This is a genomic window from Methanocalculus sp. MC3 (assembly GCF_054767395.1).
The window spans coordinates 598,663-624,743 of the sequence record NZ_BAABMP010000002.1 but is presented as its reverse complement, the minus strand read 5'-3'; the positions used below and the strand labels follow the sequence as shown (position 1 = coordinate 624,743).

Here is a 26,081-nt window from a genome sequence, read left to right as displayed (position 1 = left end):
ATGCGTCTTGCAGTCGTCCATCGGGATCGGTGCCATTCAAAGAAGTGTGGCACCGAATGCATCATCTACTGTCCGCGCGTCAGAACCGGTGATGAGACCGTTATCATCGGGGAAGACGGAAAAGCAGAGATCTCTGAAGAGCTCTGTGTCGGGTGCGGCATCTGTATCAAGAAGTGTCCTTTTGACGCCATTGATATCATCACCCTCCCTGTTGAGCTGGATAATCCAACCCATCGGTATGGAAAGAACGGCTTTGCCCTCTATGGCCTTCCCATCCCGGTTGAGGGGAAGGTCTCGGGTATCCTTGGTCCAAACGGCATCGGGAAGAGTACCTCTGTTGCCATCCTCTCTGGCCAGCTGAAACCAAATCTCGGAGAAGAGGAGGAGAGAGAGGGAACCTGGGATCTGATCCTGAAACAGTATGCAGGAACCGAACTCTTTGATTACATCAAGGCAGTAGCAGAGAGAGGAGTAAAAGTTGCGGTCAAGCCCCAGTATATTGATGGGATACCAAAGGTCTTCTCCGGAAAGGTCGAGGATCTTCTCAGGAAGACCGATGAGACCGGCCGTCTTGAACACTACATCAGTGAACTTGGTCTTGGGACGATCCTCGATAAGAACATCGACACGCTCTCCGGAGGCGAACTCCAGCGGGTGGCGTTTGCCGCCACACTCTCACGGGAAGCAGATTTCTATTTCCTTGACGAGATCACACCCTTCCTTGACATCTATCAGAGGATGGCAACTGCCCGGCTTATCAGGGAACTTGCCCTCTCACGCCCGATTATGATCGTCGAGCACGATCTGGCCATACTCGATCTCCTGGCAGATACCGTGCATGTCGGCTATGGAAAACCTGCCGTCTTCGGCGTCATCACCCGCCCAAAAGGTGTCCGTGTCGGGATCAACCAGTATCTCGAGGGATTCCTCCACGAGGAGAATGTCCGGTTCAGAAAGAACCAGGTGGTCTTTGAGACGAGATCGCACCAGAAGACAGTTGAGCGGGAGAGACTCCTTACGATCCCCCGGATGACAAAGACCTATTCCGGATTTAGCCTGACAATAGATGGCGGTGAGATTCGTAAAGGCGAGGTGCTTGGCATCGTCGGTGCAAATGGTATTGGAAAGAGTACCTTTGCAAAACTGCTTGCCGGTGTTGAGGAGCCTGATGAGGGATCAGAAACCATACAGTCTGCAATCAAGGTATCATACAAACCCCAGTATATCAAGGCCGGTTCAGATGCAACCGTCGAGGAGCTTCTCCGGTCTGCGACAAAACGGTTTGACACCTCATATTACCAACACGAGATCCTTGAGCCGCTTGTGCTTGAACCGATCCTCCAGTCTCCGGCAGACACCCTCTCCGGAGGTGAACTCCAGCGCCTGGCAATCGCACTCTGCCTCTCTCAGGATGCCGATCTCTATATTCTCGACGAGCCAAGCGCCCATCTTGATGTTGAACAGAGGATGAATACCGTCTCTGTTCTGAAGCATTTTGCAGAAGGGCGTGAGGTGGGGGTGCTCGTCATTGACCATGATATGTACTCAATCGATATGCTCTCTGAGCGTCTTCTTGTCTTTGAAGGAGAACCCGGGAGAAGAGGTGCAGCATATGGCCCATTCTGGATGAAGCAGGGAATGAACCGGTTCCTTGAAAATCTTGGTATCACATTCAGGCGGGACAAAACCGGCAGGCCAAGGATCAATAAGATTGGATCCTTCCTGGATCGCGAACAGAAGTCGCATGGAGAGTACTACTATGCGACAGCATCTGATGATTGATCAAAAAAAAGTCATTTAAGTATCAGATCTCAGAACGTGTTCCATCCGCACGCCGGATGGAGATTGTAAACCCTTGTGCCGGGCAATAGAGGACTGTTCTTCCTTTTGTTCCACCGACATCCTCTCCTTTTATTGAGATCCCCTTCACTTTCAGTCCTGCCCTGACAGCTTCGATATTCCGCTCGCCAATAGAGAGGTTGCCGCTGAAATTTGCAAACATCTGTGCTCCGCCAACGAGCTTTGCCTGAAGGGTTTTTGGCGAGCATCCCTTCTTCGAAAGCTCCTGAAGCAGGATCTCAATTGCGGTATCGGCGTACTTCCCGAGACGATCCCGCTTCCCTCCGCTCTCGGGAAGCATGATATGGGCCATCCCGCCGATGCCGAGTTTTGTATCATGGAAGATCAACCCGATACAGGATCCAAGTCCTATTGAGGTCATCGGCTCCGCTCCGGTATGGTAGTCGCCGATGCCTATGACGATGGCTTTTGGATTGTATCGGTTTGATTCTTCATCCATTCAATATCTCCAGAGCCATTTAACTGGCATGTTTCTTGAGGAGGTTGTCCATAAGCTCAAGGATCTGGGAGAGGGTGTTCATCTCTGGCAGCATCACAAGATCGCCATTGATGGAATACTGGTCGCATGACAGTTTAGTGTGGAAGAAGACGACCTCGTTCACATCAAAGGCAACCTCGGCAAGGAGCTGTTCGATCGCAGCATGTGCCATGTCAACGACGAGAACCGGTGGTGAGGGGAGCATCACAACGCCAAGGAGCTCTGCTGTTGCATCGAGGAATGCAGAGACCATGATATTGCCGACCTCGTTCAATGCACTCTCATCCATCTCATTCAGCTCACGCTCCTCATCTCCCATGCCAAGCATCGTGTTGGTCATCCGTTTTGCAGAGGAGAGCGGCATGATAAATATCACATACCCTCCCTGGTCGAGTTCGCCCTGCATCTGGAATATGGAGAGAGCCGCTGTCTCATCAGTGACGTGTTTGTAAATATCTGCCAGATCGACAACCTCAACGAGAGGTACTGTCATCTCTATCTGGCCCATTAACATCTGCGAGAGCGTTGTTGCTGCATGGGATGCCCCGATGTTGCCAAGTTCGCCAAGCGCGTCCATCTGTGTGGGTGTCAGTAATGCCATAATCTACACCATTGTATTTACATCTAATACCGGAACAACATGCCCGTCTCCGAGGATGGTGATGCCGGAAATTCCCCGGATTACTCCGATAATCTTGCTGAGTGGTTTTACCACCACTTCCTGCTGCCCCTCGACAATATCGACGGCAATGCAGCATTTCTGCTTGTTATACTGTACGACGATGAGAATCTCTGATGAATCAGATCCGCCAAACATCTCTTCAAGCATGTGGAGAGGCAATACCTCATCCCGGAGAAGGATAGAATCCTGTGTCCCGATCCGGTGGATATTCTCCCGCCTCATGCTTGCCACCTCAACAATGGCACTGATCGGGACTGCAATCCTCCGGTTATTTAACCGGACAATCATCACCTCAACGATCGCCATTGTCGGTGGGAGCAGAAGTTCAAAGATTGATCCCTTGCCTTCATTGGTTGTTACACGAATGGTTCCTTTCAGTGATTCTATCGCACCCCTGACAACATCAAGGCCGACACCACGGCCGCTGATATCGGTGATGGTATCTGCGGTGCTGAAACCTGCGTGGAAGAGATAGCTGATTGCCTCCTCCTTCGTCAGCTGGTCTGCCTGATCCGGGGCAAGGATACCTCTTTCGATAGCTTTTGCCTTCACCTTCTCCACATTGATACCGGCACCATCATCCCTCAGCTCGATGATGACATTATCACGGTCACGGCGTGCAGAGAGCTGGACAAGCCCCTTCTCAGGTTTGCCAACCTCCTTCCGGCGCTCCGGGGATTCAATGCCATGATTGACGGCGTTCCTGATGAGATGGAGGAGGGGATCATTCAGGCCGTCCATCACACTCCTGTCAAGTTCGGTCTCCCCACCCTCCATGACAAAATTTACTTCCTTGTTATCATAGTGGGCAGTATCCCTCACAACACGTGGAAGGCGGTTGAAGATGTGATTTAAGGGGATCATCCGGATATCCATCATCAGGACCTGGAGATCGGAGACCGATCGATCGATCATGCTGATCGCCTCATCCATCTCCTTCATCTTGTTCTTCTCAGCTATCTGCTTGAGGCGGCCACGGTTTATCACCAGATCCTCAATCAGGTTCATCATCCGATCCAGCTGAAGGATATCGACCCTCAGGTTCTTGATCTCCCTGTTCTTGGCGTCATCCTTCTTTTTAGGTGCTGGATCGCCGCTTTTTGTGGGCGTGGAGGCCTTCTGCCTTCTCTGCTCGGCAGCATCCAGCGGGATGATATCGACCGATCGGATCTCCGGCACCATCGCCGCTTTCTTCAATGCCTCTGGATCCCTGTCTGTTGCGATCGTCAGCTGGAAGTTCGAATCAAAGAGGCCGTCCTCGACAGCCTCACGCGGGGGATCGCAGCTGACGATCGTCCCGCACTCTTGAAGGCGGTCGAGGGAGATGCAGGCACGGAGTCCTTTCATCGCTGATTCTTCATCAACACTGATGATCATCTGGTAGAGAGGCAGGTTTTGTGTATCTGCCTGTTCTTCTGTTGAACCCTGGGTGACAATCTCCTCGACTGAGACATCGGCAACTTCTGTTCCTGATGCGGCTGAACGAAGTGCCTCAATGCCCGCATCACTCTCAATCACAATTGAAAGTATGCCGTCAAAGGGAGCATCCTCATCTTCAAGTTGGGAGAGTGGGGGATTGGTTCCGAGGATGGTGCCAAACTGTTCGATATTTCCAATGGCAATCAGTGCCCTGACATCCTTCATCAGGGAGGATTCATCGATCTCTATTCGTATCGTATATTGAGGATAGCCATTTATACTATCGAGGGAGGGAGGAGCATATGTTTCCCTGACCGTGCTCTCTTTTGGAGGCTCTTCTTTTTTGCCATTCCCTGTTGCAAGGCGGAGCGAGTCAACCATATCGTCAACATTGACAGAAGAGCCATCCCCGCCCTCTTCGATCTCGTCGATCTGCTCCTCTATGATATCCACCGTGCTGAGGAGGAGATCCATCAGAGCCTGGGTCACCGTCAGTTCGTTATTTCTGATCGCCTGGAAAACATCCTCCATTGCATGGCAGAGATGTTCCATTGTATCAAAGCCCATCGAGGCGGAGGCACCTTTCAGGGTATGTGCTGCCCGGAAGATCTCATCGATTGCACCTGTATCTTCGCCACCTTCAAGGATGAGAAGGTTTCGTACAATCACTTCATGATTTTCCCGTGACTCGGCAACGAAGAGGCCCCGGTATTGTTCAAACTCTGACTCTACCATACTATCCTCCAATCTTCCGGACCGCCCGGTGAATCTCGTCAGCCATCTTCTTCAGGGAAAAAGTCTCCTGGACGGCATTATGCTCAAGTGCTGATCTGGCCATGCCATAGACGAGGCATTCATCTTCACGGACAACAAAGGTCCTCCCCCCAGCCTCTTTGATCGCCAGCATGCCAGCCCCGCCATCACTTCCCATGCCTGAGAGGATCACTGATACGATATTTTTTCCATAGACTTTTGAAGCAGATATAAATGTCTTATCGACTGCCGGTTTCACTCCATGGAGAGGCTGGCCGCTTGAATGGACAACCTTTCCGGTGATCCGTCCGGGGGTTGTCTGGGCACTGGTGATGATTGTATGGTACCCTGCCTTTGAAAGGAGGATATTATTCCTTGTAATGACATCTCCATTTTCAGTCTCTTTCACATCCAATGGACAGATGCGGTTGAAACGCTCGGCAAGTGCGGCGGTGAACCCAACCGGCATATGCTGGGTGATAACAACACCTGCGCCGAGATCTGCCGGAAACATTGAGAGGAGCGTGTCAAGCATCTGCGGCCCGCCAGCCGAGGACCCAATCAACACAAGGGTCTCTGCCTTATCTTTATCGACAACCAAACCAGTTCTCGGCGCAGTCTTCTTCACTATCGAATCCGGCAGTGATATGAGATGTTTTATCTTGCCGACAACATCCTCCTCAATAGTCCTGACCTTCCGGAGATCTGTTGGCTTAAGGATAAAATCCGATGCTCCAAGGCGGATTGCTTTCAATGTCATCTCGGCCCCCTCGGCAGTGAGGGAACTGAGCATCAGAATTTTTGGCTTTTTTGCAAAAGGTGATCGCCTGAGCTTCTGAAGCAACTCGATGCCATTCATCCTTGGCATCTCAATATCGAGTGTGATGATATCTGGTTCAAGACGTTCTATCTTTGCCAGTGCGTCAATCCCATCCACTGCGGTTCCCAGAACCTCAATCTCAGGGTCTCGTCCGATGATATCCTTCAGGATTGTCCGCATGAAGACGGAGTCATCCACAATGAGAACTTTTATCATACACTAAGACGCCAGCACATTCTTTACCTCATCAAGCACTTTTGGTGCCTGGAACGGTTTCACAACATATCCTCTTGCCCCGGTTTTAATGGCAAGTTTTACCATCTGCTCCTGTCCGACCGCTGTACACATGACGACTTTTGCACCGGGATCAAATTTTTTGATCTCCTTGAGTGCTTCGATACCGTTCATCTTCGGCATCACAACATCCATTGTAACAAGGTCAGGTTTCAAAGCCTGATACTTTTCAACAGCTTCCGCTCCGTCTCCGGCTTCACCAACAATCTCATGGCCCCCGGAGAAAAGAATGTTTTTGAGAAGGGTTCTCATAAACAGCGTATCATCAACAATCAGTATTCTACCCATTCAGCATCCATCCAGATATGTGTGTGGGACGATATTTAGAGTTTTGTCCTGCCAGGGTGTATCACAAATCAGTTTGCCCCGGATTTGGTTGCATCAGTGATATACCGGACACCTTTTGCAGTGAGCTGAACTTCTCTTCGTATCTCTTTTACTTCTGCCATATTAAGGTTGATCAACTTATCATAGACGTGATCGATCTCTTTGAACTGAATCTGGAGCATATTCTGAATCGAGGAGGAATCCATTCCTGAATAGACGAGCATGGCAATCTGCTGATCCATTGCACCCAGTTCGGTTCCTTCCATCTTAATGCCCGCAGTTGCTTCCTGAAGGAAATTGTGGAGGATCTGGAGGGTTGAGATCTGGGTGAGGATGAAACTTGATACGACATCGTGGTGCTCGAGGTGATCGATCCTGACGACATCTGTCGGCTTCTCACTGACTTCCCTTTTGGTGAGCTCAATGTTTGTGACATCATCGATCTGAATGCAGATCTGTTTGTTCTGGGTGATACACCAGATACCGGTTTTTAAGACGATAATGGCACCTTTCTCCCAGGCTGCGTTTGTCAGAAGCACGCCTCCGCGTATTGCAGGTGACATGAACTGCACCATCAGCCGGTATCCGCTGCATTTCATCAGAATTTTATGCTTCAGAACAAATCTGACCTTTTCAACCGAGACAAGATCGATGACTGAACCATCTTTTCTGATGATGGTGAGGGTGTTCTTCTTTTTTTCTTCCAGATCGACGATATGTTTAAGGGGGATTGTTATATTGGCCGGAGGGGGTATGACAATTTTTTCATCATCAATTGATATTTTGCAATTGATCCATTCATCATTATGCTGTATCTTGACCGGTGCACTAACCATGATTCTTCACCCCATCCCCATCATTTCTACCGGATATTGATCAATTATCCTTTTTTCCTCCTAATATAGTGAGCAGATTGGATAATTCTTCTTCAAGCTCCTTCGGTGAGACATCAGCATCCTTTAACTCCCGGACGAGGCTGAGATCCTGTTTTTTCCTGATATTCTTTGTGCCGCTCTTCAGCTCACTGAGGAGATCGCTCTCCCCCATGCCCCCTCTGCCGGATTTGGAGAAGAACGAGCTCTTCGTCTCTTTCCCTGTCGAATCGGAAAAACCTACATTTGAACTGATCGCTTCAGCAGATTCACCAAAGCTGAACTGATCCTTATTCTTCTCTTCCCAGCTTACTTCCTCCTCAATCGGTGAGTCAGCCAGCGGATCCTCGATCTCATCCAGATCCTCAATTTCATCCGGCAACTCTTCTTCATCGCCTGTCTCTAATTCATCAAGATCAATTGCGTCGAGATCGCCGTCAGCCGAGAGGAGATCATCACTGAGAGAGTCTCCAAAAGAATCATCAATCGGAGCGTCCAACGGCTGATCGAAGCCCCCCTCCGGGAGTTCATCATCCAGATCCCCTGCCTGGGCAAGGATTGAGGCGACGTCATCAGCCATGTATGCGTCATCCTGCCCCATGTCAATGACCGCACCATTATCTCCGAAATCATCAAGACCCTCATCATCCAGATCATCTAAGTTGATGTCGCCGAAGAGATCGTCTTCTTCAGGTTCGTCGTCAATTGATTCGCCAATAGTGGCTTTGATCGCACCGGATGAGGAGGCAGGTATTGCTTTTTCCTTATCATCCTTCTTTTTCCTGCCAAAAAGGCCCCCCTCCTTCTTCTCTTTCTTCTCCTTTGGCTTCCCTCCTCCACGGTTAAGTTTTTTGTAGAGATTATAGAATGATGGTGCCTTTTCTGCAAATCTCTCGCCAAATGTCGGTCTTTCCTGCGTGGCAGGCTCTTCTGTTTTATCCCTCTCTCTTCTCAGGCTCTTCAGGGAGAGAGCTCCTGTGACAAAGAGTAAGAATATGCCAAATATTGAGACGATTACTACCAGATAGAGAAACGGCAGATCGATGAAGAGGAGTATTACTCCAATTGCAACGATCCCAAAAAAGAGGAGCATCCTCCGAACTGAATCCTTCATACAACACCTGCTCCTGTTGAAACAAGTCCTTCCATACTGAAGAACATATCGACAACCGGTGGGATTGCAAGGAAGAGCATTCCGGTGATGACAAACAGTATTGCAATAAAGGGGTATGCAATGGTTCGATCTCCGCCCACCGCGAGCTGCCCGACTATGACATTGGAGAAACAGATGATCACCAGGATCTGAACCACATAAGCACCGATTAAGGCTTCAGGAAAATCGAGGAACATACCGATCATCCCCCCACCCATGGCACCCCCGATTGAATCCCCTGACGCTGCTGCTGATGCTGCTTCAAAACTTGTCATTACAGCTGTTATGGATTGTGAGAGGGTGCTCAGGATCTCAAACAGTGCTATGAAGATTGCGGACATCGCTGCATGCATCGGGATTAAGAGAACGACAAAGCCCATGCTTGCAAGTTCACGCCGCTTTCTCATAAGTACCTGCTCAAGCATGGAGTCTGCAACAACGGTGCCGATCTTTTTTGCATCCCCACCCATCTTTGCTGTGTCGCGGAAGATGCTGAAATACTTATAAATGAAATTGCTCCCACACTCGCCGATGAATCGTTTCCATGAGAGGTCTTCATCCAGCCCGAGGTTCAGTTTGGAGTAGACTGACAGAAGAAGGGGAGAGAGGGTGGGCATTGATTTCTTGTCAACCATGGCGAGTGCTGTTGACAATGTTACGGATTTTCCTCCCATAACCGCCCCGATACCCCGGATAAAATTTGGAAATTCATCATCGCGGGCGATGACATTGCTATTGTCAATATATGCCAGGACCGCAAGCGGGGTGAGCATGAATCCAACAAGCATAAAGACGACTCCCGCCGGAACGCCAATTGCCCAGGTGACAAGCCATGCGATGATCGTTACCGGGATGATGATCTTCTCCAGCTTCTTGATCATCGCCTGCTCTTTAGAGGACCATTCTTCTGATTTATAGACACGATCGTCGGTTGGAACGGTTTGAAACATCGTTCCGATACCAAAGAAGGAGATAAGGATCACGATTACATAGGTGATCCCAAGGGTCTCCTCAACTGAACCCGGCGTATAGATCGCAACCGATATCATCAGCGTGATGGCAATCACAACAGAGGAGAGGAGCATGGCGATGTAGGCATCCGCCCATTTCTTCAGGAGTTCATATCCTGCCTCCTGGTTATTTCTGAAGATCTCCATTGAGGAAGAGAGCTCACCATTCAGGAAATCTATGTCCGGGACACCTGATTCCATCGCATTTCCAAATCGCCGAAGCAGGGTCTTCAGAATTGCATTCTCAACCCGCTCGCCAACGATTGTTATCGCCTGGACATAGCTGTATCCAAACCGCTTGACAAAGAACTCGATCTTCTTGATGTACTTTGATGATGCATACTCCTTCTTCTCAGCGGTGCTTGCAAAGATCTCTGGCCGTGTTGCTTTTGCGATTGCAAGTGAATCCATGTACGTGACCATCAGGAGGATATCTGATGCCATCCTGCGGTCATCAAAGACTCTGGTGATCCGTTTGTATATCTTCTGAAAGAGATCTTCAAAGGGGAGTTTCCCCTCATTGTTCTCCCTAAGGCGCTCAACAACATCCTCAAACATCTCTTCAGTCGCCTCCGATATCGATCTTTAAGAGACCCTGCTTCCTGACTTTTGTCAGCATATTGAAGAGATCATAGTAACGGGTGAATCCAGCCTCATGGAGCTTCTCAAGTATTTTGGCACGTTTATCGATCTCAAGGTAGATGTCGGCTTTTCTTCGCTCGGGAATACCGAGCATCGTTGCAATCTTATACTCAAGCAGGAAGCTGATACCTTTTGCATTAAAGTTGAAGGTATCTGTGACCGGCTCCCATGAGAATGCCTCGACAAAGGAGAACCCCTGGCTCTCAGGATCATATCCGACCAGCTCGGATATGGAGAGGACACGCCGCACTGTCTCACCGGTGGGCCGCTTCACCGCACTCTGGATGACAACGAGGTTTAAGCTGTCTACAAATGTCTTTGGAATAAGGATGGGATCACCTGTTAAACGCTGGATCAGCTTTTCAACAGTTGATGCGTGGAATGTTGCCATGACCGGGTGGCCTGTCTGCATCGCACCAAAGGCGACCGATCCCTCGACACCACGGATCTCTCCAACCAGAATCTGGTTTGGCCGCTGCCTGAGTGCGGCACGGAGGAGATCGAACATCGTCACTTCGCCCCCTTCACCCTCGCCTTTGCCTTTGCCCTTTGCAACCTCACGTACCCAGTTCTTGTGAGGGATGTTCAGTTCCGGGGTATCTTCAATGGTGACGATCTTATTGTCGGGAGGCAGGAAGGCGGTAATGGCATTCAGGGTGGTGGTTTTGCCAGATGCTGTTTCACCTGAGACAAAAAGAGACATCCCGTATTCGATGAGAAGCCAGAGGTATGCAGCACACATGTAGTCCATACCGCCACTGTCGATGATATTTAAGATCGAGAGCGGCTCTCCCATTGCTTTTCGGATGGTGAAGTTGCTCCCATGCCTGCTGATCTCGGTTCCATAGACGATGTTGATACGGGAACCATCAAGGAGTGTTGCATCGACGATGGGGCTCTTGTAGGTGATCGGGCTTTTAATACGCTCTGCCATCTTCAGCACAAAGAGATCGAGCTCATCGGATTTTTTGAATTCGATTACAGATTTCAATCCTTTGAAGATCTTATGCTCGATGAAGATCGGCCCGACGCCATTGCAGCTGATATCTTCGATATAGCTATCCTGGAGAAACGGCTTTAAGATCCCCATATCGACTTTGTCGCGTATGAGGACGTACTCAAGTGCGGTATATTGTGCGGGTGTGACAATCACTTTTCCATCAGCAGTCTGGGGGACTCCTGGAAATTTACGTGCTACCGAGTCCTTCTTTGTGTCCCCGAGATCCTTCTGGAGGAAGTTCATGACTTTATCTTTCAGGGATGTTGAGACCTCAGCTTCCCCGGATTCAATGAGTGCGGTATCTGTCGAGGTTTTGATATAGGTGATCTCTTTTAAGAGTTTTTTGAGGAGATCGCCCCGCTCCTTTTCGGTTACCGGATCATAATCGAGGGCATCGAGGAGATCAACCAGTTTGCATTCAATTGCGGCGTTGAGGTAGCCGACACTGTGAAGAAACGAGGGCTCTATTGGAATATAGTACTGCCTGACATCATTTGGGTCAGGGAGGATATGGACAAATGTTTCATTTCCGACAGGGTAGATGACATTCGGGCTCTCCATCTTTTTGAGATCGCCTTTGAGTTCCGAGAGGAAGAGCGGGATGCCATAGATATCAACAGGAAAAATTAAAAGATATTCGAGGAGGTGCGGGCTCTCACGGACGTACTCCCTGGCATTCTCGGGGAGCATACGGTACAGTGCGGATGACTCAAGATCTCCTTCATAGATCTCTTCGACATCAGCTGTCTGGGGCTGAAAGGGGAGGGTTACGTCCACTGAGAGTGAGGATGCCATGATCTATACTTTTGCTACCGACATTGGGATGATCTTCATGCCATACCCCGGGTGAACCTCAAAGGATACCAGGTTTCCTGTGGTTTTTCGCGCACCGCGTACTTTTCCAACCTCCATCACCATGACGTACTTATCCCCGATAAGTGACTTCTTCATCACCAGGTGTGCATCACAGGTTGAGCGGATTCGAACAAGCGAGTCTTCTTCAAATGCATAGGTGTGGAGGGTGATCAGGATGGTTTTTCCATTATCAACGAGGGTCTTGCAGTTTGTGAAGAAGGTCATGACCATATCTGTTGATGCGTATTCAGAGAAGAGGGTGAGCGAGTCGATGATGATGACCTCCGCCTTGCTACTCTGCATGTGTTTCACAAGCCTTCCCAGGATGCCCTGCATATCACCTTCATCCCAGTCAAATCCAACCACATGGAGGGGGAATACCCGAATGTACCCCCATGCATAGTAATCTGAGATATCCAGGCTCATCGACTCCATCTGTTTGAGGAAACTCTTGACGGTACTCTCTGTTGTAAAGAGGTCAACCGTGAATGAATTCTTCATCGCACCCCACATGATCTGCTGGGTGATGACACTCTTGCCGGTATCGTTCTCGCCCTCGATCAGGGTCATCGAGTAGAGAGGCAGACCGTCTGCAATCTTTCTGTCAATCTCGGGGTTGCCTGTCGAGAGGATCTGCTTGTCTGATCCCCCGATCAGGTCATTTAAGTATGAGTTGCCGGAGTCCTCGTCATCATCATACACGCCCATTTTTGTCACCTCACAGATAGGCAGATGCAGCGGTGCCTGTTGGTGTTGCCACCTTCACCCAGATGGGGGGGCTCAGTTCATCAATACTCACACTCATATTCAGCACCTCACCCGGATCAAGGAATCCGGGGTTGATGAGATCCGGAGTGATTCCGATTTTTTGCCATTCTTCCCGTGTCTGGGTGCCTGTGTCGGTGGCAAGAAACAGATCCATCTGAAGAGGATTCTTAATCACCGTCGTTCCATCATTTTTTACCAGAACATAGAGTGTTGTATTCTCTGCAATCAGATGCTCATCAATTGTGATGGAGGTTCCTGTTTTGTCTGTCTGCACCTCAGTCATATCCCGCTGTGCTGTCATCACGACTTCAGCAGTGATCAGGGTGGCTCCGATCAGAAGGTATGCGACAACAAGAAGAAGAAAGACCCCTACAATCGCTCCTATTATGGTTGCAAATCCTATCTCAAACACCTCCTAGATGACTGTAAATTCAATGTTTCTGCGAACGCCATTTGTAAGGACGATCTGGAAGGTCATCCTGTCCCCTTCCGCAACACTCCCACTATTTGCTACGATCTCAAGTGTCTCTCCACGATCCCAGAGTCCGTTACTGTTGTCATCATAGAGTTCAAAATTCCATCTCCCCGCTGTAGGAGTTTTTCCGGCGGCTGCATCATATTCCATCCGCCTGATCTGGCCGGTTTTTCCAAGATAAATATCAAAACGGGAGATCAGGCTATCGCCTATCGGGTTCACGCCGGTATTTTTTATCCAGACATAGGCGATATTATCATCTTCGTTTATGACTGTATTGACAATTGCAATATCGGTTCGCAATCGGTCATCCATCTCATGAGAGCTTGATACGAAGGTCTCGGAAGCCATGTAGATGGAGGGAAAAACTGCGTTGACGAGCACACCTGCTGCTATGATGGCAGTGATAAGAAATATGGCAGTGACGAAGGTCTCCGAACTCATGATGGCTCATTCATAGAGTTGTTGTTCCTGGTATAGTATGGTTTGTATAGGGTTATATCTTATCGATCAGGTGTGCCCATTCCTCGCCAGGTTCTTCCTTTGGTAGTTTTGGACGTTTTGTAAAGCCTTTCCTGGTATCCCGCTCCATCATCACAGTGATCATGTCCCGGTCAAGGGAGGTGTCTTCGGGATCCAGGATCTGGTTCAGGACGTAGAGCTCTGAAACAAACTCATCCGCCCCAACCTCATGCTCCTCTCCAAGCGAGGCGGGCATGATCCGGGCGATCTCTTTCACCTCGTCGGCTGCCTCTTTTGTGATGTACCCAATGGACTGGTATGAATCGAGCATGATATCCAGCCTGTCATGGCCGTACTTGGTGATGGCAGCCTTTGTCCAGTTAAAGAGCTGGTACACCTTGTGAAGGCAGAGTTTCCCATCCTCCTCCTTTTTCATCGGAAGGTTTGCCGGGAGCCGTGTATTGGGATCGACTGCCGGAACCCGTGGGAGTGCGTACTCGGCAGGCATCTCCGGGATGAATTCATCATCATATATTTGTTGAGGACGTGTATCCTTCTTCTCAGGCAGCTGCTTCTCCCTCTCTCCGACGGGGCGTGAGAGGAGCTCTTCCACCTTCTCCTCAAGCTCCTGGATCCGGGCTGCATCCTCCTGGGTTCTCTCCTCAATCTCCTGGATTTTGGCCGCATCAGCAGGGGTGAGCCCTGCAACTATTTCGCCTCCCTGTGCAATGACTGTCAGGGGATTATCAGCTTCGTTCAGACGCTCACGTATATCGATCAAAAGCTTCTTGATCGACTTCTTCATGAGGTCGACTTCCTGTTCCAGGTTCTGCAGTTTAACCTCGGGATCGTCGGCGGAGGCGGTCGCCAGAATATTATCGACCTGAGATTGGTTTACTGCCATATGCTAAGTATATTATTTGAGTGATATATAATAGTTTTGTTTAATTCAGAGGGATTGGAGTGTTATGTGTGGGGGAGGGGGGGATTCTGGTCTGATGGTGTTTTTCTGTGAATGATGAGATGAGAGATGGATGAAATCTGCTCGTAAGGAAGGAAACAACCATATGTGGGCTCATGAGCCTACACTATTTCTCTTGATTTCAAAAAAAGATTAAATGTGGTTTACCTGAGGATATTCACTGCTTTGATGTCAGCAGGAGTTGTCCGAACCACTGTGGTGAGAGCACCAACTTCAGGTTGTATTGTGATGGTAAACCGTGTATCCGCAGCAATCTGAGTTGTTGGCGCTACTTTAATCTGGAACTTCTCAGTCGGATCAAGGACGAGATCTCCGGAACCAACAGCATCAAAGATATTGGTTACAGCCCACTCTCCTGCTTCTGGCTCATCAGTTCCAGTGGATGATGCCAATGCCAGTATCTCCCTTGTGGTTGGTGTTGCGAGTGTCATTCGAGCCCGGGCCAGATCCATAGGCTGGTTTCCGGCAGTCAGTGAAATTGTGAAGGATACATTTTGTACTGTCGCGGGCGATACAGATGTATTCCCAAACCCATAAACATCTCCGGTTATCTCAATACTGGATGCCGCCTGTCCCATGCCTGTGTGCACAACTGTCTGTGCCTCCTGGGCTGTGAAGAATCCTGCGCCGAGCATCACATAAGAGAATACTGCGGCGACAACGACAAAGGCGATCAGGACGATCGCAGCCTCAAGGCCTGTAAATGCATTTTCAATCTTCTTCATGATAGATCACCTCAGTAAACCTCATACACTTGACTGGCTTGGAGTGAAAGTGGTGCAAGGCGGTTGATTGGAAGCGATGCTCCAACTGTTGGCTTCACTTCGATGGTGAATGGCTTATTCGCAGTTACAATATCAACTGCAGTTCCACTGATTCCAACCTCCAGAATATCACCACGTTCAAGGAATGTTTTCGTGGTTCCTGCACTACCCTGAACATACCAGATGTAATCTACCTGACTGGCATTCAGTTCGTGATAGGCTGTCTGTGAGGATGCAACATAGGTGAATTTGCTTGTATCCATTGGTGCTCCGCCTGCGGCGAGAACAACTGTGAAGTTAATCGAGCTAACATCAGTATTAGTATCTGTATAAATAACAACAGGCCCCGAAACCTCCATGTTGGCAGTGGCCTGGCCAACTGCGCCAAAGACAGTCTCCTGGCTCTTCTGGGTTGTGAAGAACCCTGCTCCGAGCATAACATATGAGAAGACCGCAGCGACCACGATGAATGCGATTAAGACAATCGCAGCCTCAAGGCCGGTGAAGCCGTCCTCTTTTCTTTTAAGACTCATTTTATAATCACCTTCTTTTCCTTTACAGAATATCAGATTCATTCCTGTGGGAGCGAACCAATATTCATAGTTCCCTAGTGTATTCAATAATATAAATAAGTATGTATCGTAGCTTCCATTCCGGGCTCCTCAATTGGGATGAGGTGACCATAACGGAGGCAATTCCTGTTTTTTCGTGTGCTCTATCTAACAATTGTCTTTAAGAAATATGTGATTGTCTGGATAAGATAATGGCTCTACACCTCCTCTCTCTCGCAACAAAGCTTCTGAACTGCGTCTCTGCATTATTTCTCTGAACCCTCTGCTTCAGTCAACTGCCTGTGATTGTTGGGAAATTGATAATAGGGTTGTTACCCTTAGTACGTACATAAGGCGTAACATCAAGAGGACTGGCACACTTGTGGTTCACTCCATTGATGGGCATGGTTCTCTTAGGGGTGGTATACTATGGATAAAAAGGACGGGATGATCTTCCTCACCGGGATCTTTATCATTATCATTGTAGCTCTCGTCATCAAGCCGATGGCAACCGGTGAGAGCCCGGATCTGAGCATACCGGAGATCCCCTCAATCCCTGGTGTCGGAGACGAGCGGGCACCGGCACCGACTGCAATCCCGACACCGGTGCCGCTTGGCCAGATCCGGATCCCCCATCCATCGACTGTTGAAGGTGCCGGGATTGGCGATCGTCCGGTTCAGGCATGGGATGGCTCCCCAATCCAGCTCGGATATGTCGATCCGGGAACCTATCACCTGACACGGGATGATAGCCACCTTCAGGCACGATCTCCCGTAGATACAGGGCCTCAAATCCCCCAGCTTGCTACATACGCGACCTTCAGTGCGGGAACAGGTGATGGGATCACAACCGGAACTCCATTGATGACCGAAGTATTTACTATTCCGTTCCCACGCTGGGAGCTCTGGTATACTCTTGAGACATCAGTCAGCCCGTCAGACTCAGGAACAGTGAGCGAGGGTATGATATCCGGGGTTGTCGGGTACCCCCGGTTTTCCATCACCGTGATGGATGGAGCAGATCCCGGGAGAACGGTTGCTACTATCACCCCCACTGGCGGGGGTATTCTTGACAGCAGCCTCTGGGAAGGAGATAGCGATCCCCGCCCCTGGAAACATAAGTTCTTTGAAGGGGGGCGGAGCTACTACATGATCGTTGAGCGGCGGCTGATCGACTCCTATGAGATCACTATCAAGGTGCCGGTGGAATAAGCCGGTTATCCTTTTAGATCTCCATCCCTTCCATCCTTTCAACAACAATCCGTGCTATCGCCAGATCCTGTACCGCAAGACCGGTTGAATCAAATATCGTGATGGCATCTGCCGAACTCCGCTGTTTCCGGCCAATCACCACCTCTCCGAGCGTTCCCGCGATTCTCTCAGCCGAATACGCACCTGATCTGATCGGCACATTCACCTCGCCGGAATGGATCGCCTGCTCGTAATCATCCACAAAGATCTCTGCACGGGCCAGCAGGGCAGGGTCAAGCTCCTGCTTGCCAGGAGCATCGGCTCCTATGGCATTGATATGCGTTCCCGGGCAAATCCACTCTGATCTGATCAGCGGCTCCCGTGATGGGGTTGTAGTGACAAGAAGGTCGCAGTTACATGCTTCTTCAATTGTTCTGACGCTTTTTGCCGGAGACTGCTGATATGCCCCGGCAAACCGATCCGCATTCTCCTTTCTCCTGCTCCATACGATCACTTCTTCAATATCGCACTCCGCTGCGATTGCATGCAGCTGGGCTTCTGCTTGCCGCCCGCTCCCGACAAAACCTATCGTCAGCGGATTCTTCTGTGCAAGATATTTTGCTGCTACCGCCCCGGCTGCTCCGGTTCTCATATCGGTGAGGGCGGTTGCATCAATGAGTGCCGTCTGTATCCCGGTATCCGGATCTATAAGAATTATGGTTGCCATCACCGTCGGCAGGCCATGTGCAGGATTGCCGGGGTGGACGTTCACGATCTTGACACCTGCAAGGTTCATCGAAGGTATTGAGGCGGGCATCGTCCGAAAATCACCCTCCGGGAAGGTGATATAGATCTTTGGAGGCATCTGGACATTGCCCCGTCCATGTTCTGCAAAGACCTCTTCAATTGCCACGTTCACTTCCGGGTAGGTGAGGCTCCCGCTGGCATCGGGATAGTATTTCATAGTGAATAATGAAGGGAGGGAGTATTTTGGTCTGTTGGTTGTGGGAGAGGGGAAGTTGTGTAACAAGAGGGTTTCACAATTTTCGATAGATCGTGTTCCGCCTCCCCATCTCGATCACGATAATGACCGGATTTTCCTCTCCCCTCACCATCACCTTTTACCTTCTCCAAATCGAATACATCCCCATGGCTCCGCGATTCCGGTACTTGCGCTCGGACTTTTCCCCTTCCCCCGTTGATGTCATTCATATGGATCTCACTTTTGCCATCTCGGATACCGAGACCCGCGTCCTTGCAGAAACCCTCTTCAGGACACAGGCTACTCCCATCCGCTCCCTGCGTTTGAATGCAAAGGGACTGGAAATCCACTCCCTCTCATGCCGTGGACACTGGATTGAATACGTGGTGGAGGAAGATGGTATTCTGATATCTTTTGGGGATGAAATACCTTCAGATACCGAATTTGTCATACGGAGCGAGACGATCTGCCATCCGTCCCACACGCTCCTCGAAGGCCTCTACTATGATGAAACACCGATAGATGCACCGCCCACCCAGATCACCCAGTGCCAGCAGTGGGGATTTCAGCGTCTGGTCCCCTGTATCGACGAGATGACCGCCAAATGCAGATACAGGACAACCATCATCGCCGACTCGCGGTATACCCATATGATCTCAAACGGCGATATTGCAATCCCCCGCCACCGGCTCGCAAAAGGGCATTCATTCTCCCACTCCTCCCGGTTCCTGCACCCGCACCCTGCCACGGGTGAGCGGGACTCAATCACCTATGAGAATACCACGACACCCATGGCACCATATCTCTTCTTCCTTGGTGTCGGCACCTATGCCTCCTTCCAGCGGACATTTGAATATCCTTCAGGGAGAGCCTTCCAGATAGAGCTTCTCTGCCCTCCCGGTTCCGATCCGATACGGGCAGAACAGGCACTCGATGTCCTTGAGGATGGCATCCTCTGGGTCTACCTCTTCACAGGCCCCCATTGTTATGAACAGGTTGAAGTCAGGCATGAGATCTACCGGCTCTATAACAAGCGGGCAAAACTCAGGAGACGCGGGGCATATGAAGAGGATCTCATGCGGATCTCACGCCAGATGGAGCATCTTGATCAGGAGATTGTAGGGGGGTACATCTATACCGGTTCGGTGTACCGGGAGATCGGGATGCAGAACTCCGACTTTGGTGGAATGGAGAATGTCGGCAATACCACCATCTCGACAAACCGCCTGATGCCGTTTGCCGGGATGACAGACTCGGGCTTTGAGTACCTGATGCGGGTTAAACTGCATGAGTATTATCATAATCTGAATGGTTCCGAAGTCACCGGGGAGACGCCATTTGAGATCTGGCTGAATGAAGCCGTCACCGTCCATATCGAACAGCAGTACCATGCCTTCCATTTAGGTGAGGAGTACAGCCGCCTCCAGACAGTCCTCTCTCTCCTCGACCCGGCGGACGGAACCTTTGCACGTGATACCGGGGCTGCTGCTATGCCGATAGAGCCGGACGGTTTCAATGATCCAAATGACCTGATCACCTCGGTAACCTATGTGAAAGCGCCTGAATTTGTCAGGATGGTTGAGTTGATCCTCGGAAAAGAGCCTTTTGTATGGGCTCTCTCGCTGTACCACAGGAAGTTTGCACATTCAAATGCAAGCCGTGATGACTGGGTACGCCTGATGGGATCAATCGCCGGGATGGATCTTGGACCAATGGCAGAAGGGTGGCTGAAACGATCGGGCTTCCCGACGCTCACCGTCACCCCGTCCTATGATCCGGATGATCGCCGCTGTGCTATCAGCCTCCGCCAGTCCGGTGGCGATCCTCCCTGGTGCTTCCCCTTCAGGCTTGCCCTGATGAAGGCTGATGGCACAGAGATCGCTTCAACATCTCATCTGGTCCAGGATGCGGAGGAGGAGATCATCATGGAAGATGTCGATAGTCCCGATTATTACTCATTGAACCGTGGCTTCTCGTTCTACGGGCTCCTTGATTACCATCCTGATGAGGATCTCCTGTATTTCCAGGCGCGGACCGATCCGGATGTTGCAGGCAGGTTTTTTGCGTTTCATTCGCTCTCGTCGCAAGAGATCCTCCGCCTCATGCAGGATCAGGATGCGGAACCATCTCCCGACTTCATCACCCTGTACATTGATCTCCTCTCAGATACCGAACTGATGGAAGGGGCCGGAGCACAGGTTCTTACAATCTTCCCGGATGCAGCAGATCCTGCCCTTGCCCACCACTATCTGGCTGCCTATCATGCACGCCGCCGATTGGAACTTGCGATCGCAAAGGCACATGCCCTGACTCTCATGGCACTCTACCAGGCATACCACCAGACTGATCATACCTGGGAATCAATCGGGGGCCTTGCCGTCTTCATCAGGAACCGCCAGGTGAAAAACCTCTGTCTGCGCCTCCTTGCCAGGCTCGACACCCCTGAAGTACATGAAATGATCAAAAACCAGTTCCAGAATACTCCTGTTTCAACTGATCGAATGCATGCCTATGGTCTTCTGATTGCCTCAACTGACCCTGAGAGGCTGAAATTATTCCGGGAAATGATGGACGAGGCAAGCAGGGATCCGGTTGTATGGGAACAATTCCTCGCTGCAACAACAAGTGCAGATGCAGATGATCTGGTCTCTCTTCTCCGGGAGATAGAGGACTCCGGCTACCTCAGGATAGAACAGGCAAACGATCAACGGGCGCTCTATGGGAGGTTTGCCCGGAATCGTAAGATATCCCTTGAGACAGAGGAAGGGAGAGTATTCTTAGCAGATGCTCTGATACGCCTGATGGAAGTCAATGAATACACAACAACAGGGCTTCTTACTACCTTCTCGCATATTGACCGTATGGACACACAAACCCATATTCCTTTGATGGAGATACTTGTCAATCTCTTAAACCATGCCTCCTCCCTCACAATCCAACAGACACTGAAACGGATTATTCTTGGGAATCCGATTGCACTTGCCACCTATCAATCACTGAAGGGTCCTGTTCCGGATCTGGAGCTATAATAAAGCCATAATGACCTGGTGTCAGGGGTGATTCGCTCCCTCCTACCTTTATATACTCAAATCATTTTCAAAAAGCGCATGACCTGAAATTTCTTCTTTTTTTTATCGATGGCAAAATTGAGCTTTTTCAAATTTGTTCGATTATAATTGCTTATTTTTAGATTGGATGACACAAAACTCAAATTAGTCGATTTTGACCAAAATATGCTCTCTGGTTGCGTAATTGGCTGATTATAATCGTTTTCCTATAAGGATATATTTATATACTGAATTTTGAAACCTATTAGTATCCAAAGAGGGAGATTGTAAGACCATGACCCAGACTATGCAGATACCAAAAGAACTGTCCGACAGAGAGATCATGAACCGCTTCAAAGAGGAGAACATGTGGGGCCTCTGCACGGCAATTGATCTGAAGAATTGCAACCCGGAGACAATCCGTGACCCGCAGAAACTCCACCAGTTTGTTGTAGAGGTCTGTGATCTCATTGATATGAAGCGCTTCGGTGAACCGGTTATTGTGAACTTCGGTCCAAATGAGCGGGTTGCCGGATACTCATTAGTACAGCTGATTGAGACTTCATGTATCACCGGACACTTTGCAAACGACACAAACGGTGCATACCTTGACATATTCAGCTGCAAGGAATACCCGCCGCAGATCACAGCTGATTTCTGTAAGAAATTCTTTGGCGCAGAGGAGATCAAAACAACGGTCTTCTTCCGCTCCATCTAAACCTTCAAACACCTTTATTTTAAACCCCTTCCAATCCTGATTGTGGATATACCAGAAGAGTATCCCCTGATCGGGATTGTCGTTCCATTTTCACTTATTCTGATCTATGGTGCCATCTCATCTCTTTTCCTGCCGCCGTTCCTCCTCCTCACTCTTCTATCGGTGGTTCTGGCCTATCTTGCAACTCCGATAGGCAGATGGATCATCCCGGTTGCCATCGTCGCCGGGCTTCCATGGTGGTACGCCGGTCTCACCATCCTTGTCCTTGATGCGGCCGGAGCCCTCTTTATGGCGTGGAATTTCCAGCATCTCTTTGCCATTCCACGAATCGGGACATATATGGAAAGGCTCATCTCGGATGTTGAAGCCCTGATTGCTGAAAAACCCTGGATGGAGCGGTTTACTGCACTCACGCTCCTCCTCTATGTGACGCTCCCGATACAGGGTGCCGGATCCCTGATGGGATCAGCAATCGGGAGATTGATCGGAATCGATCCATGGAAAGTCTTCTGGATTATGGTTTTTGGATCAGGTATCGGATCGTTTGGGATGGCATTTGGATCTGATGCCCTGAGGATCTTTTTGATCGGCAATATCGCAACAGGCATCATGATACTGCTCATCATGCTCTTCTCCGGCGTCTTCACCTACCTCTCGTACCGGGCACTCCGGCGGCGGAGATTATGAGATCCCAAACATCGCAAGTGTTGTGTTCCGGGGATCAATCTCATCCCAGTCCCATCCAAGACCTTCAAGAATTCGTGAAATCGGCCCTTTCACCGTCTTCTCAAGCATCGTCTCCCAGTCGATGACAAACTCCGGCGGCACCTGATCGGGATATTCAAAACAGATGACATCGGTCTTAGGGTAGGTGCTTGTGACATTTTTAATATAGACACGCTTTGGCTTGCTGCCTTTCTTAAAATCTGTCTTCAGGTAGGTATTTGAGTAGATTGCACCCCTGATATGTGCGTCTTTTGTATCATAATCCTGAAGATGTTTGCCGATGCCGCCGGGAATCCCTGCATCCTCAAGCGAGCAGCGGCCGCCACGATAATGCCTGATCACCTCTCCGAGGTACTCCTTCACAGAATCGAACCCGGCACCCTGGAGGATCATCTCCATCACGGTCTTCTGGACGACCTTTGTAATCTGGGGCGAATCAGATCTCCGCATCTCAAAGCCGACGATATCGATCTGGTCAACCGTTGCCCCTTCCTTCCAGATGAGATGTCCGGCATATCGCTTCTTCCTGCCTGCCTGGAAGAACCGGCGATAGACTTTCTCGAATTTGATAGAGAAGTAATGCGTATCTGCATTCAGCACCTCCTCTGAAAAGGCACGGAAACTCTTATTGAGCTCTTCTTCGATCTCACGGGCGATCAGTATGGTTTGTTCCAGATCAGTTGGCGGCAGTTCGACAAAACAGGAATCAGTATCCCCATACAACACAAAGTATCCTTTCTGGTCAATGATATCCCGTGTATGCTGGATGATCGCCCGTCCGACAGAGGTGACCGCAGATCCGATCTCCCGATCATAGAGCCGGAACCGGGAATACCCTGATACACCATAGTAGGTGTTCATGATCACCTTCAGGACATTCTGCTGGAGATCGTAGAGGATGTACTCATCAGATCCATATTCAAAGGTGTTCCTGATCCGCTTCTTCTCATCCCGCTCGGTGAGCAGTTCCGATATGATGCTCCGGGTAAGTCCGTCAGGAGATCGTCTGAACCGGATCCCATTTGGAGCCTTGATCTCACCGGCCGGATCTTTCGTCTCAGGGGAGGCATTCAGTGTCATCATCGCCATCGGGTAGAGGGATTTCAGATCCAGCACCACCACATTCTCCCGGACTCCTGTTGCCGGTTCAAAGACGGTTGCCCCTTCAAACTCATCCCCTGCTGCATTCCCCTTCGAGGGCAGGACAAATATGCCTGATGCTTTTCTCAGGATATAGATATCAATGACATTTGATGAGTTCAGGGTTCGATCGAGCGGGCATCCGACATAGCGTGCAATCTCCTGATAGAACCTGACAATCGTGTTCTTTGCATCGATCCCGACACAGAGTTCCACATCCTTGTAATTGTACTCGATCAGCTTCACCGGATCCATCTTCCAGAGATCAAAGACTGTTCCGGTGTACCTGACTTTCCGTTCTCCGAGTTCATCCTCTGCAATTGCATCAAGCCTGTATGACTCCTTCTGTGACCCCTGCATCTTTTTGTATGCAGTCAGGAGATCGAAGACAACACGGCCGCGGATCGCATTCCGGTCGGTCTGGCCCGGCAGCCGGGAGAGATCGGTTTGGTTCAGCCCGAGTGTTGCCATCCTCCGTGTAATATAGGCGATATCAAAGTCAAGGATATTCCAACCGCTGATGATATCCGGGTTTGTGTCCCTGATATGTGCAGTAAAGGCATTGAGCATCGCTCTCTCGTCAGGATAGGAGCATATTGTATGCATCGCATCAGAGAAGCAGCCGTTTGCGTACCCGCCGTTTTGTACTTCCCCCTCTGGTGATGTCTTCGCATCAGGTGATCTCAGGAGGAAGGTCGTGTACCGGGAATCAAAGGAGTCATAGCAGGTGATACAGAAGATCGGCTGCTTTTCCGGCTCAGGAAAGCCGTCGGAATCATCGCATTCGATATCAAGGAAACAAACCCGGGCAGGCGCATCAACATCGGCTGGACAAACCTCGGTATACTCGACGGTTGTTCCCGGCACCCGGACCCCGCCTGTCACATTGCAGTCGATCATGAACCGTGTGGCAAAGGGTATGTCAGCCTCGAAATGGTGATAGCGTTCACGGACATCACGGACATCTCCCGGCCGCCTCGTGTAGAGCCGGACAACCTCCTCGCCCTTGATCGTCTTTGACCGGATATCCGAGACTTCAATGGTGTCAGGGTGGTTCTCCCGTGCCGCCTCACCTGCCGCGACATAGAAATATGGCCGGAACCCGGTAACATCCACCGCCACGGCAGATCCATCCCTCTTTCGCCCGAAGATATGGATCAGGGGGCCGCCCGGGGCATTGCTGTACTCAACCTGGATGACTGCTATCTCAAGATCAGACATCAAGCCTCCGGCAGAGGGACTCCAGGAATGCTCCGGCTTCATCAAGCTGTTCCCTCTCCCATCTATCAATCGGCCAGTCAGGGATCACTTTTGCACCATTCGAAGAGACACGAACCGGAACTCCCATTGCACAGTTGGAATACCCGTATTCACCATCAAGGGAGAGTGCAGCGGTTATTATCTCACTCTTCTCACCCTTCAGCATCCGTACAAGATCGATGATGTGTGAAGCCGGTCCAAATGCGGTTCCGCCCTTGCCTGAGATAACCTCCATGCTTGCGCCCCTTAGCTCTGCGAGGATCTCCTCCCGCTCTGGAAGTGGCATCTCCCTGCCCAGATGAGAGAAGATGGGTACCTGATGTTCGCCATGCTCTCCCATCACAAACGCAGGCCCGCCAATCCCGCGGCTTCCGAGCGCTACCTCAAACCGCCGCGAATCGAGTTGCCCGCCAAAACCAATACAGTCATCCTGCGGCATCCCGAGCTTCTTCTGGAAATAGTAGCAGAAAACATCCATCGGGTTTGAGACAATAATCAGTTTCCCTCCAAATCCTCCAAGATGCTGTATACATGCCTCAGCAACAGGGAGGTTTGCATCGAAGAGGTCCGCTCTCGTCTTAATCGAGGGATTTCTGGGCGATCCAGCTGCAAAGATGCAGATGTCCGCATCACGTATCCTGCCAGTCTCTGTAGAGATTGGTATATCCGTATTTGTATGGAGGAGATCGAGGGCCTGGGCGCGGAGGAGTGGCTTGTAGACATCTGCCAGAATCAACTCATCGATAATACCGAGGGTGGTAGCTGCAAAGGCGCATTCTCCCCCGATTCGCCCGACGCCAAGCACTGCAAGGCTCGTCATAATACTGGTACTATGGGGTATGCTCATTAT

Annotated in this window: 23 protein-coding genes; 5 read left to right on the top strand and 18 right to left on the bottom strand. The window is 50.2% G+C overall.

The window, feature by feature from the left end:
• The gene (locus ACYUBO_RS06805) at positions 1 to 1,782 is read left to right on the top strand and encodes a ribosome biogenesis/translation initiation ATPase RLI (RefSeq protein WP_460373236.1); all 1,782 of its coding nucleotides are present in this window, start codon (positions 1 to 3) and stop codon (positions 1,780 to 1,782) included.
• A gap of 22 nt (positions 1,783 to 1,804) precedes the next feature.
• Here ACYUBO_RS06805 and ACYUBO_RS06800 read toward each other — a convergent pair whose 3' ends face one another.
• From ACYUBO_RS06800 to ACYUBO_RS06730, 15 genes are all read right to left on the bottom strand, one after another.
• Positions 1,805 to 2,299 (bottom strand): chemotaxis protein CheD, encoded by a 495-nt coding sequence (locus tag ACYUBO_RS06800; protein WP_300333453.1) that lies wholly within the window; start codon positions 2,297 to 2,299, stop codon positions 1,805 to 1,807.
• A 19-nt stretch (positions 2,300 to 2,318) separates the two neighbouring features.
• Complete coding sequence (locus ACYUBO_RS06795; protein ID WP_300333455.1) at positions 2,319 to 2,939, bottom strand: chemotaxis protein CheC; 621 nt, start codon at positions 2,937 to 2,939, stop codon at positions 2,319 to 2,321.
• Between the two features lie 3 nt (positions 2,940 to 2,942).
• Positions 2,943 to 5,174 (bottom strand): chemotaxis protein CheA, encoded by a 2,232-nt coding sequence (locus ACYUBO_RS06790; protein WP_460373235.1) that lies wholly within the window; start codon positions 5,172 to 5,174, stop codon positions 2,943 to 2,945.
• 1 nt (position 5,175) lies between these two features.
• Positions 5,176 to 6,228, bottom strand: coding sequence for a chemotaxis-specific protein-glutamate methyltransferase CheB (gene cheB, locus ACYUBO_RS06785; RefSeq protein ID WP_460373234.1), 1,053 nt, complete (start codon positions 6,226 to 6,228; stop codon positions 5,176 to 5,178).
• Between the two features lie 3 nt (positions 6,229 to 6,231).
• Positions 6,232 to 6,594, bottom strand: a complete 363-nt coding sequence (locus ACYUBO_RS06780; protein ID WP_292736921.1) for a response regulator — start codon at positions 6,592 to 6,594, stop codon at positions 6,232 to 6,234.
• Positions 6,595 to 6,662: 68 nt separating this feature from the next.
• Positions 6,663 to 7,469 (bottom strand): DUF8579 domain-containing protein, encoded by an 807-nt coding sequence (locus ACYUBO_RS06775; RefSeq protein ID WP_460373233.1) that lies wholly within the window; start codon positions 7,467 to 7,469, stop codon positions 6,663 to 6,665.
• Between the two features lie 40 nt (positions 7,470 to 7,509).
• Positions 7,510 to 8,619, bottom strand: a complete 1,110-nt coding sequence (locus tag ACYUBO_RS06770; protein WP_460373232.1) for a hypothetical protein — start codon at positions 8,617 to 8,619, stop codon at positions 7,510 to 7,512.
• Positions 8,616 to 10,226, bottom strand: coding sequence for an archaellar assembly protein ArlJ/FlaJ (arlJ, locus tag ACYUBO_RS06765; RefSeq protein ID WP_460373231.1), 1,611 nt, complete (start codon positions 10,224 to 10,226; stop codon positions 8,616 to 8,618). Before arlJ ends, ACYUBO_RS06770 begins: the two co-directional genes overlap by 4 nt.
• Before the next feature lie 4 nt (positions 10,227 to 10,230).
• A complete protein-coding gene (flaI, locus tag ACYUBO_RS06760) occupies positions 10,231 to 12,105 on the bottom strand; it encodes an archaellum flagellar ATPase motor FlaI (RefSeq protein ID WP_460373230.1) in 1,875 nt (624 codons plus the stop codon).
• A 3-nt stretch (positions 12,106 to 12,108) separates the two neighbouring features.
• Positions 12,109 to 12,873: an archaellum protein ArlH gene (gene arlH, locus ACYUBO_RS06755; RefSeq protein WP_300329046.1), complete on the bottom strand. Its 765-nt coding sequence runs from the start codon at positions 12,871 to 12,873 to the stop codon at positions 12,109 to 12,111.
• 10 nt (positions 12,874 to 12,883) lie between these two features.
• Positions 12,884 to 13,345, bottom strand: a complete 462-nt coding sequence (locus tag ACYUBO_RS06750) for a hypothetical protein (RefSeq protein ID WP_300329043.1) — start codon at positions 13,343 to 13,345, stop codon at positions 12,884 to 12,886.
• 3 nt (positions 13,346 to 13,348) lie between these two features.
• Positions 13,349 to 13,852, bottom strand: a complete 504-nt coding sequence (locus ACYUBO_RS06745; RefSeq protein ID WP_300329040.1) for an archaellin family protein — start codon at positions 13,850 to 13,852, stop codon at positions 13,349 to 13,351.
• A 52-nt stretch (positions 13,853 to 13,904) separates the two neighbouring features.
• The gene (locus ACYUBO_RS06740; RefSeq protein ID WP_460373229.1) at positions 13,905 to 14,774 is read right to left on the bottom strand and encodes a FlaD/FlaE family flagellar protein; all 870 of its coding nucleotides are present in this window, start codon (positions 14,772 to 14,774) and stop codon (positions 13,905 to 13,907) included.
• A gap of 221 nt (positions 14,775 to 14,995) precedes the next feature.
• Complete coding sequence (locus ACYUBO_RS06735; RefSeq protein ID WP_460373228.1) at positions 14,996 to 15,577, bottom strand: flagellin; 582 nt, start codon at positions 15,575 to 15,577, stop codon at positions 14,996 to 14,998.
• A gap of 11 nt (positions 15,578 to 15,588) precedes the next feature.
• Positions 15,589 to 16,149, bottom strand: coding sequence for a flagellin (locus ACYUBO_RS06730; protein ID WP_460373227.1), 561 nt, complete (start codon positions 16,147 to 16,149; stop codon positions 15,589 to 15,591).
• 447 nt (positions 16,150 to 16,596) lie between these two features.
• Here ACYUBO_RS06730 and ACYUBO_RS06725 point away from each other — a divergent pair, with 447 nt between their 5' ends.
• A complete protein-coding gene (locus ACYUBO_RS06725) occupies positions 16,597 to 17,379 on the top strand; it encodes a hypothetical protein (protein ID WP_460373226.1) in 783 nt (260 codons plus the stop codon).
• A gap of 13 nt (positions 17,380 to 17,392) precedes the next feature.
• Here ACYUBO_RS06725 and ACYUBO_RS06720 read toward each other — a convergent pair whose 3' ends face one another.
• Positions 17,393 to 18,322, bottom strand: coding sequence for an ornithine cyclodeaminase family protein (locus ACYUBO_RS06720; protein WP_460373225.1), 930 nt, complete (start codon positions 18,320 to 18,322; stop codon positions 17,393 to 17,395).
• 185 nt (positions 18,323 to 18,507) lie between these two features.
• Here ACYUBO_RS06720 and ACYUBO_RS06715 point away from each other — a divergent pair, with 185 nt between their 5' ends.
• The 3 genes from ACYUBO_RS06715 to ACYUBO_RS06705 all read left to right on the top strand — a co-directional run bounded on the left by ACYUBO_RS06715 (position 18,508) and on the right by ACYUBO_RS06705 (position 22,792).
• A complete protein-coding gene (locus tag ACYUBO_RS06715; protein WP_460373224.1) occupies positions 18,508 to 21,369 on the top strand; it encodes a DUF3458 domain-containing protein in 2,862 nt (953 codons plus the stop codon).
• Positions 21,370 to 21,682: 313 nt separating this feature from the next.
• A complete protein-coding gene (locus ACYUBO_RS06710; RefSeq protein WP_460373223.1) occupies positions 21,683 to 22,105 on the top strand; it encodes an S-adenosylmethionine decarboxylase in 423 nt (140 codons plus the stop codon).
• A gap of 42 nt (positions 22,106 to 22,147) precedes the next feature.
• Entirely contained in the window at positions 22,148 to 22,792 is a 645-nt protein-coding gene (locus ACYUBO_RS06705; protein ID WP_460373222.1) for a small multi-drug export protein, read from the top strand.
• Here the strand turns inward: ACYUBO_RS06705 and ACYUBO_RS06700 are convergent.
• Together ACYUBO_RS06700 and ACYUBO_RS06695 are read right to left on the bottom strand one after the other, a co-directional pair.
• Complete coding sequence (locus ACYUBO_RS06700; RefSeq protein ID WP_460373221.1) at positions 22,787 to 25,192, bottom strand: DNA-directed DNA polymerase; 2,406 nt, start codon at positions 25,190 to 25,192, stop codon at positions 22,787 to 22,789. The two genes, ACYUBO_RS06705 and ACYUBO_RS06700, sit on opposite strands and share 6 nt — an antisense overlap.
• The gene (locus ACYUBO_RS06695; protein WP_460373220.1) at positions 25,185 to 26,078 is read right to left on the bottom strand and encodes a malate dehydrogenase; all 894 of its coding nucleotides are present in this window, start codon (positions 26,076 to 26,078) and stop codon (positions 25,185 to 25,187) included. The genes ACYUBO_RS06700 and ACYUBO_RS06695 overlap by 8 nt, the downstream gene beginning before the upstream one ends.
• Positions 26,079 to 26,081 lie beyond the last annotated feature (3 nt).

Excerpts from the sequence above, each read along its gene's own strand:
- ACYUBO_RS06805 (WP_460373236.1), top strand. The coding sequence starts at position 1 with ATGCGTCTTGCAGTCGTCCATCGGGATCGGTGCCATTCAAAGAAGTGT.
- ACYUBO_RS06800 (WP_300333453.1), bottom strand. The coding sequence starts at position 2,299 with ATGGATGAAGAATCAAACCGATACAATCCAAAAGCCATCGTCATAGGC.
- ACYUBO_RS06795 (WP_300333455.1), bottom strand. The coding sequence starts at position 2,939 with ATGGCATTACTGACACCCACACAGATGGACGCGCTTGGCGAACTTGGC.
- ACYUBO_RS06790 (WP_460373235.1), bottom strand. The coding sequence starts at position 5,174 with ATGGTAGAGTCAGAGTTTGAACAATACCGGGGCCTCTTCGTTGCCGAG.
- cheB (WP_460373234.1), bottom strand. The coding sequence starts at position 6,228 with ATGATAAAAGTTCTCATTGTGGATGACTCCGTCTTCATGCGGACAATC.
- ACYUBO_RS06780 (WP_292736921.1), bottom strand. The coding sequence starts at position 6,594 with ATGGGTAGAATACTGATTGTTGATGATACGCTGTTTATGAGAACCCTT.
- ACYUBO_RS06775 (WP_460373233.1), bottom strand. The coding sequence starts at position 7,469 with ATGGTTAGTGCACCGGTCAAGATACAGCATAATGATGAATGGATCAAT.
- ACYUBO_RS06770 (WP_460373232.1), bottom strand. The coding sequence starts at position 8,619 with ATGAAGGATTCAGTTCGGAGGATGCTCCTCTTTTTTGGGATCGTTGCA.
- arlJ (WP_460373231.1), bottom strand. The coding sequence starts at position 10,226 with ATGTTTGAGGATGTTGTTGAGCGCCTTAGGGAGAACAATGAGGGGAAA.
- flaI (WP_460373230.1), bottom strand. The coding sequence starts at position 12,105 with ATGGCATCCTCACTCTCAGTGGACGTAACCCTCCCCTTTCAGCCCCAG.
- arlH (WP_300329046.1), bottom strand. The coding sequence starts at position 12,873 with ATGGGCGTGTATGATGATGACGAGGACTCCGGCAACTCATACTTAAAT.
- ACYUBO_RS06745 (WP_300329040.1), bottom strand. The coding sequence starts at position 13,852 with ATGAGTTCGGAGACCTTCGTCACTGCCATATTTCTTATCACTGCCATC.
- ACYUBO_RS06740 (WP_460373229.1), bottom strand. The coding sequence starts at position 14,774 with ATGGCAGTAAACCAATCTCAGGTCGATAATATTCTGGCGACCGCCTCC.
- ACYUBO_RS06735 (WP_460373228.1), bottom strand. The coding sequence starts at position 15,577 with ATGAAGAAGATTGAAAATGCATTTACAGGCCTTGAGGCTGCGATCGTC.
- ACYUBO_RS06730 (WP_460373227.1), bottom strand. The coding sequence starts at position 16,149 with ATGAGTCTTAAAAGAAAAGAGGACGGCTTCACCGGCCTTGAGGCTGCG.
- ACYUBO_RS06725 (WP_460373226.1), top strand. The coding sequence starts at position 16,597 with ATGGATAAAAAGGACGGGATGATCTTCCTCACCGGGATCTTTATCATT.
- ACYUBO_RS06720 (WP_460373225.1), bottom strand. The coding sequence starts at position 18,322 with ATGAAATACTATCCCGATGCCAGCGGGAGCCTCACCTACCCGGAAGTG.
- ACYUBO_RS06715 (WP_460373224.1), top strand. The coding sequence starts at position 18,508 with ATGGCTCCGCGATTCCGGTACTTGCGCTCGGACTTTTCCCCTTCCCCC.
- ACYUBO_RS06710 (WP_460373223.1), top strand. The coding sequence starts at position 21,683 with ATGACCCAGACTATGCAGATACCAAAAGAACTGTCCGACAGAGAGATC.
- ACYUBO_RS06700 (WP_460373221.1), bottom strand. The coding sequence starts at position 25,192 with ATGTCTGATCTTGAGATAGCAGTCATCCAGGTTGAGTACAGCAATGCC.
- ACYUBO_RS06695 (WP_460373220.1), bottom strand. The coding sequence starts at position 26,078 with ATGAGCATACCCCATAGTACCAGTATTATGACGAGCCTTGCAGTGCTT.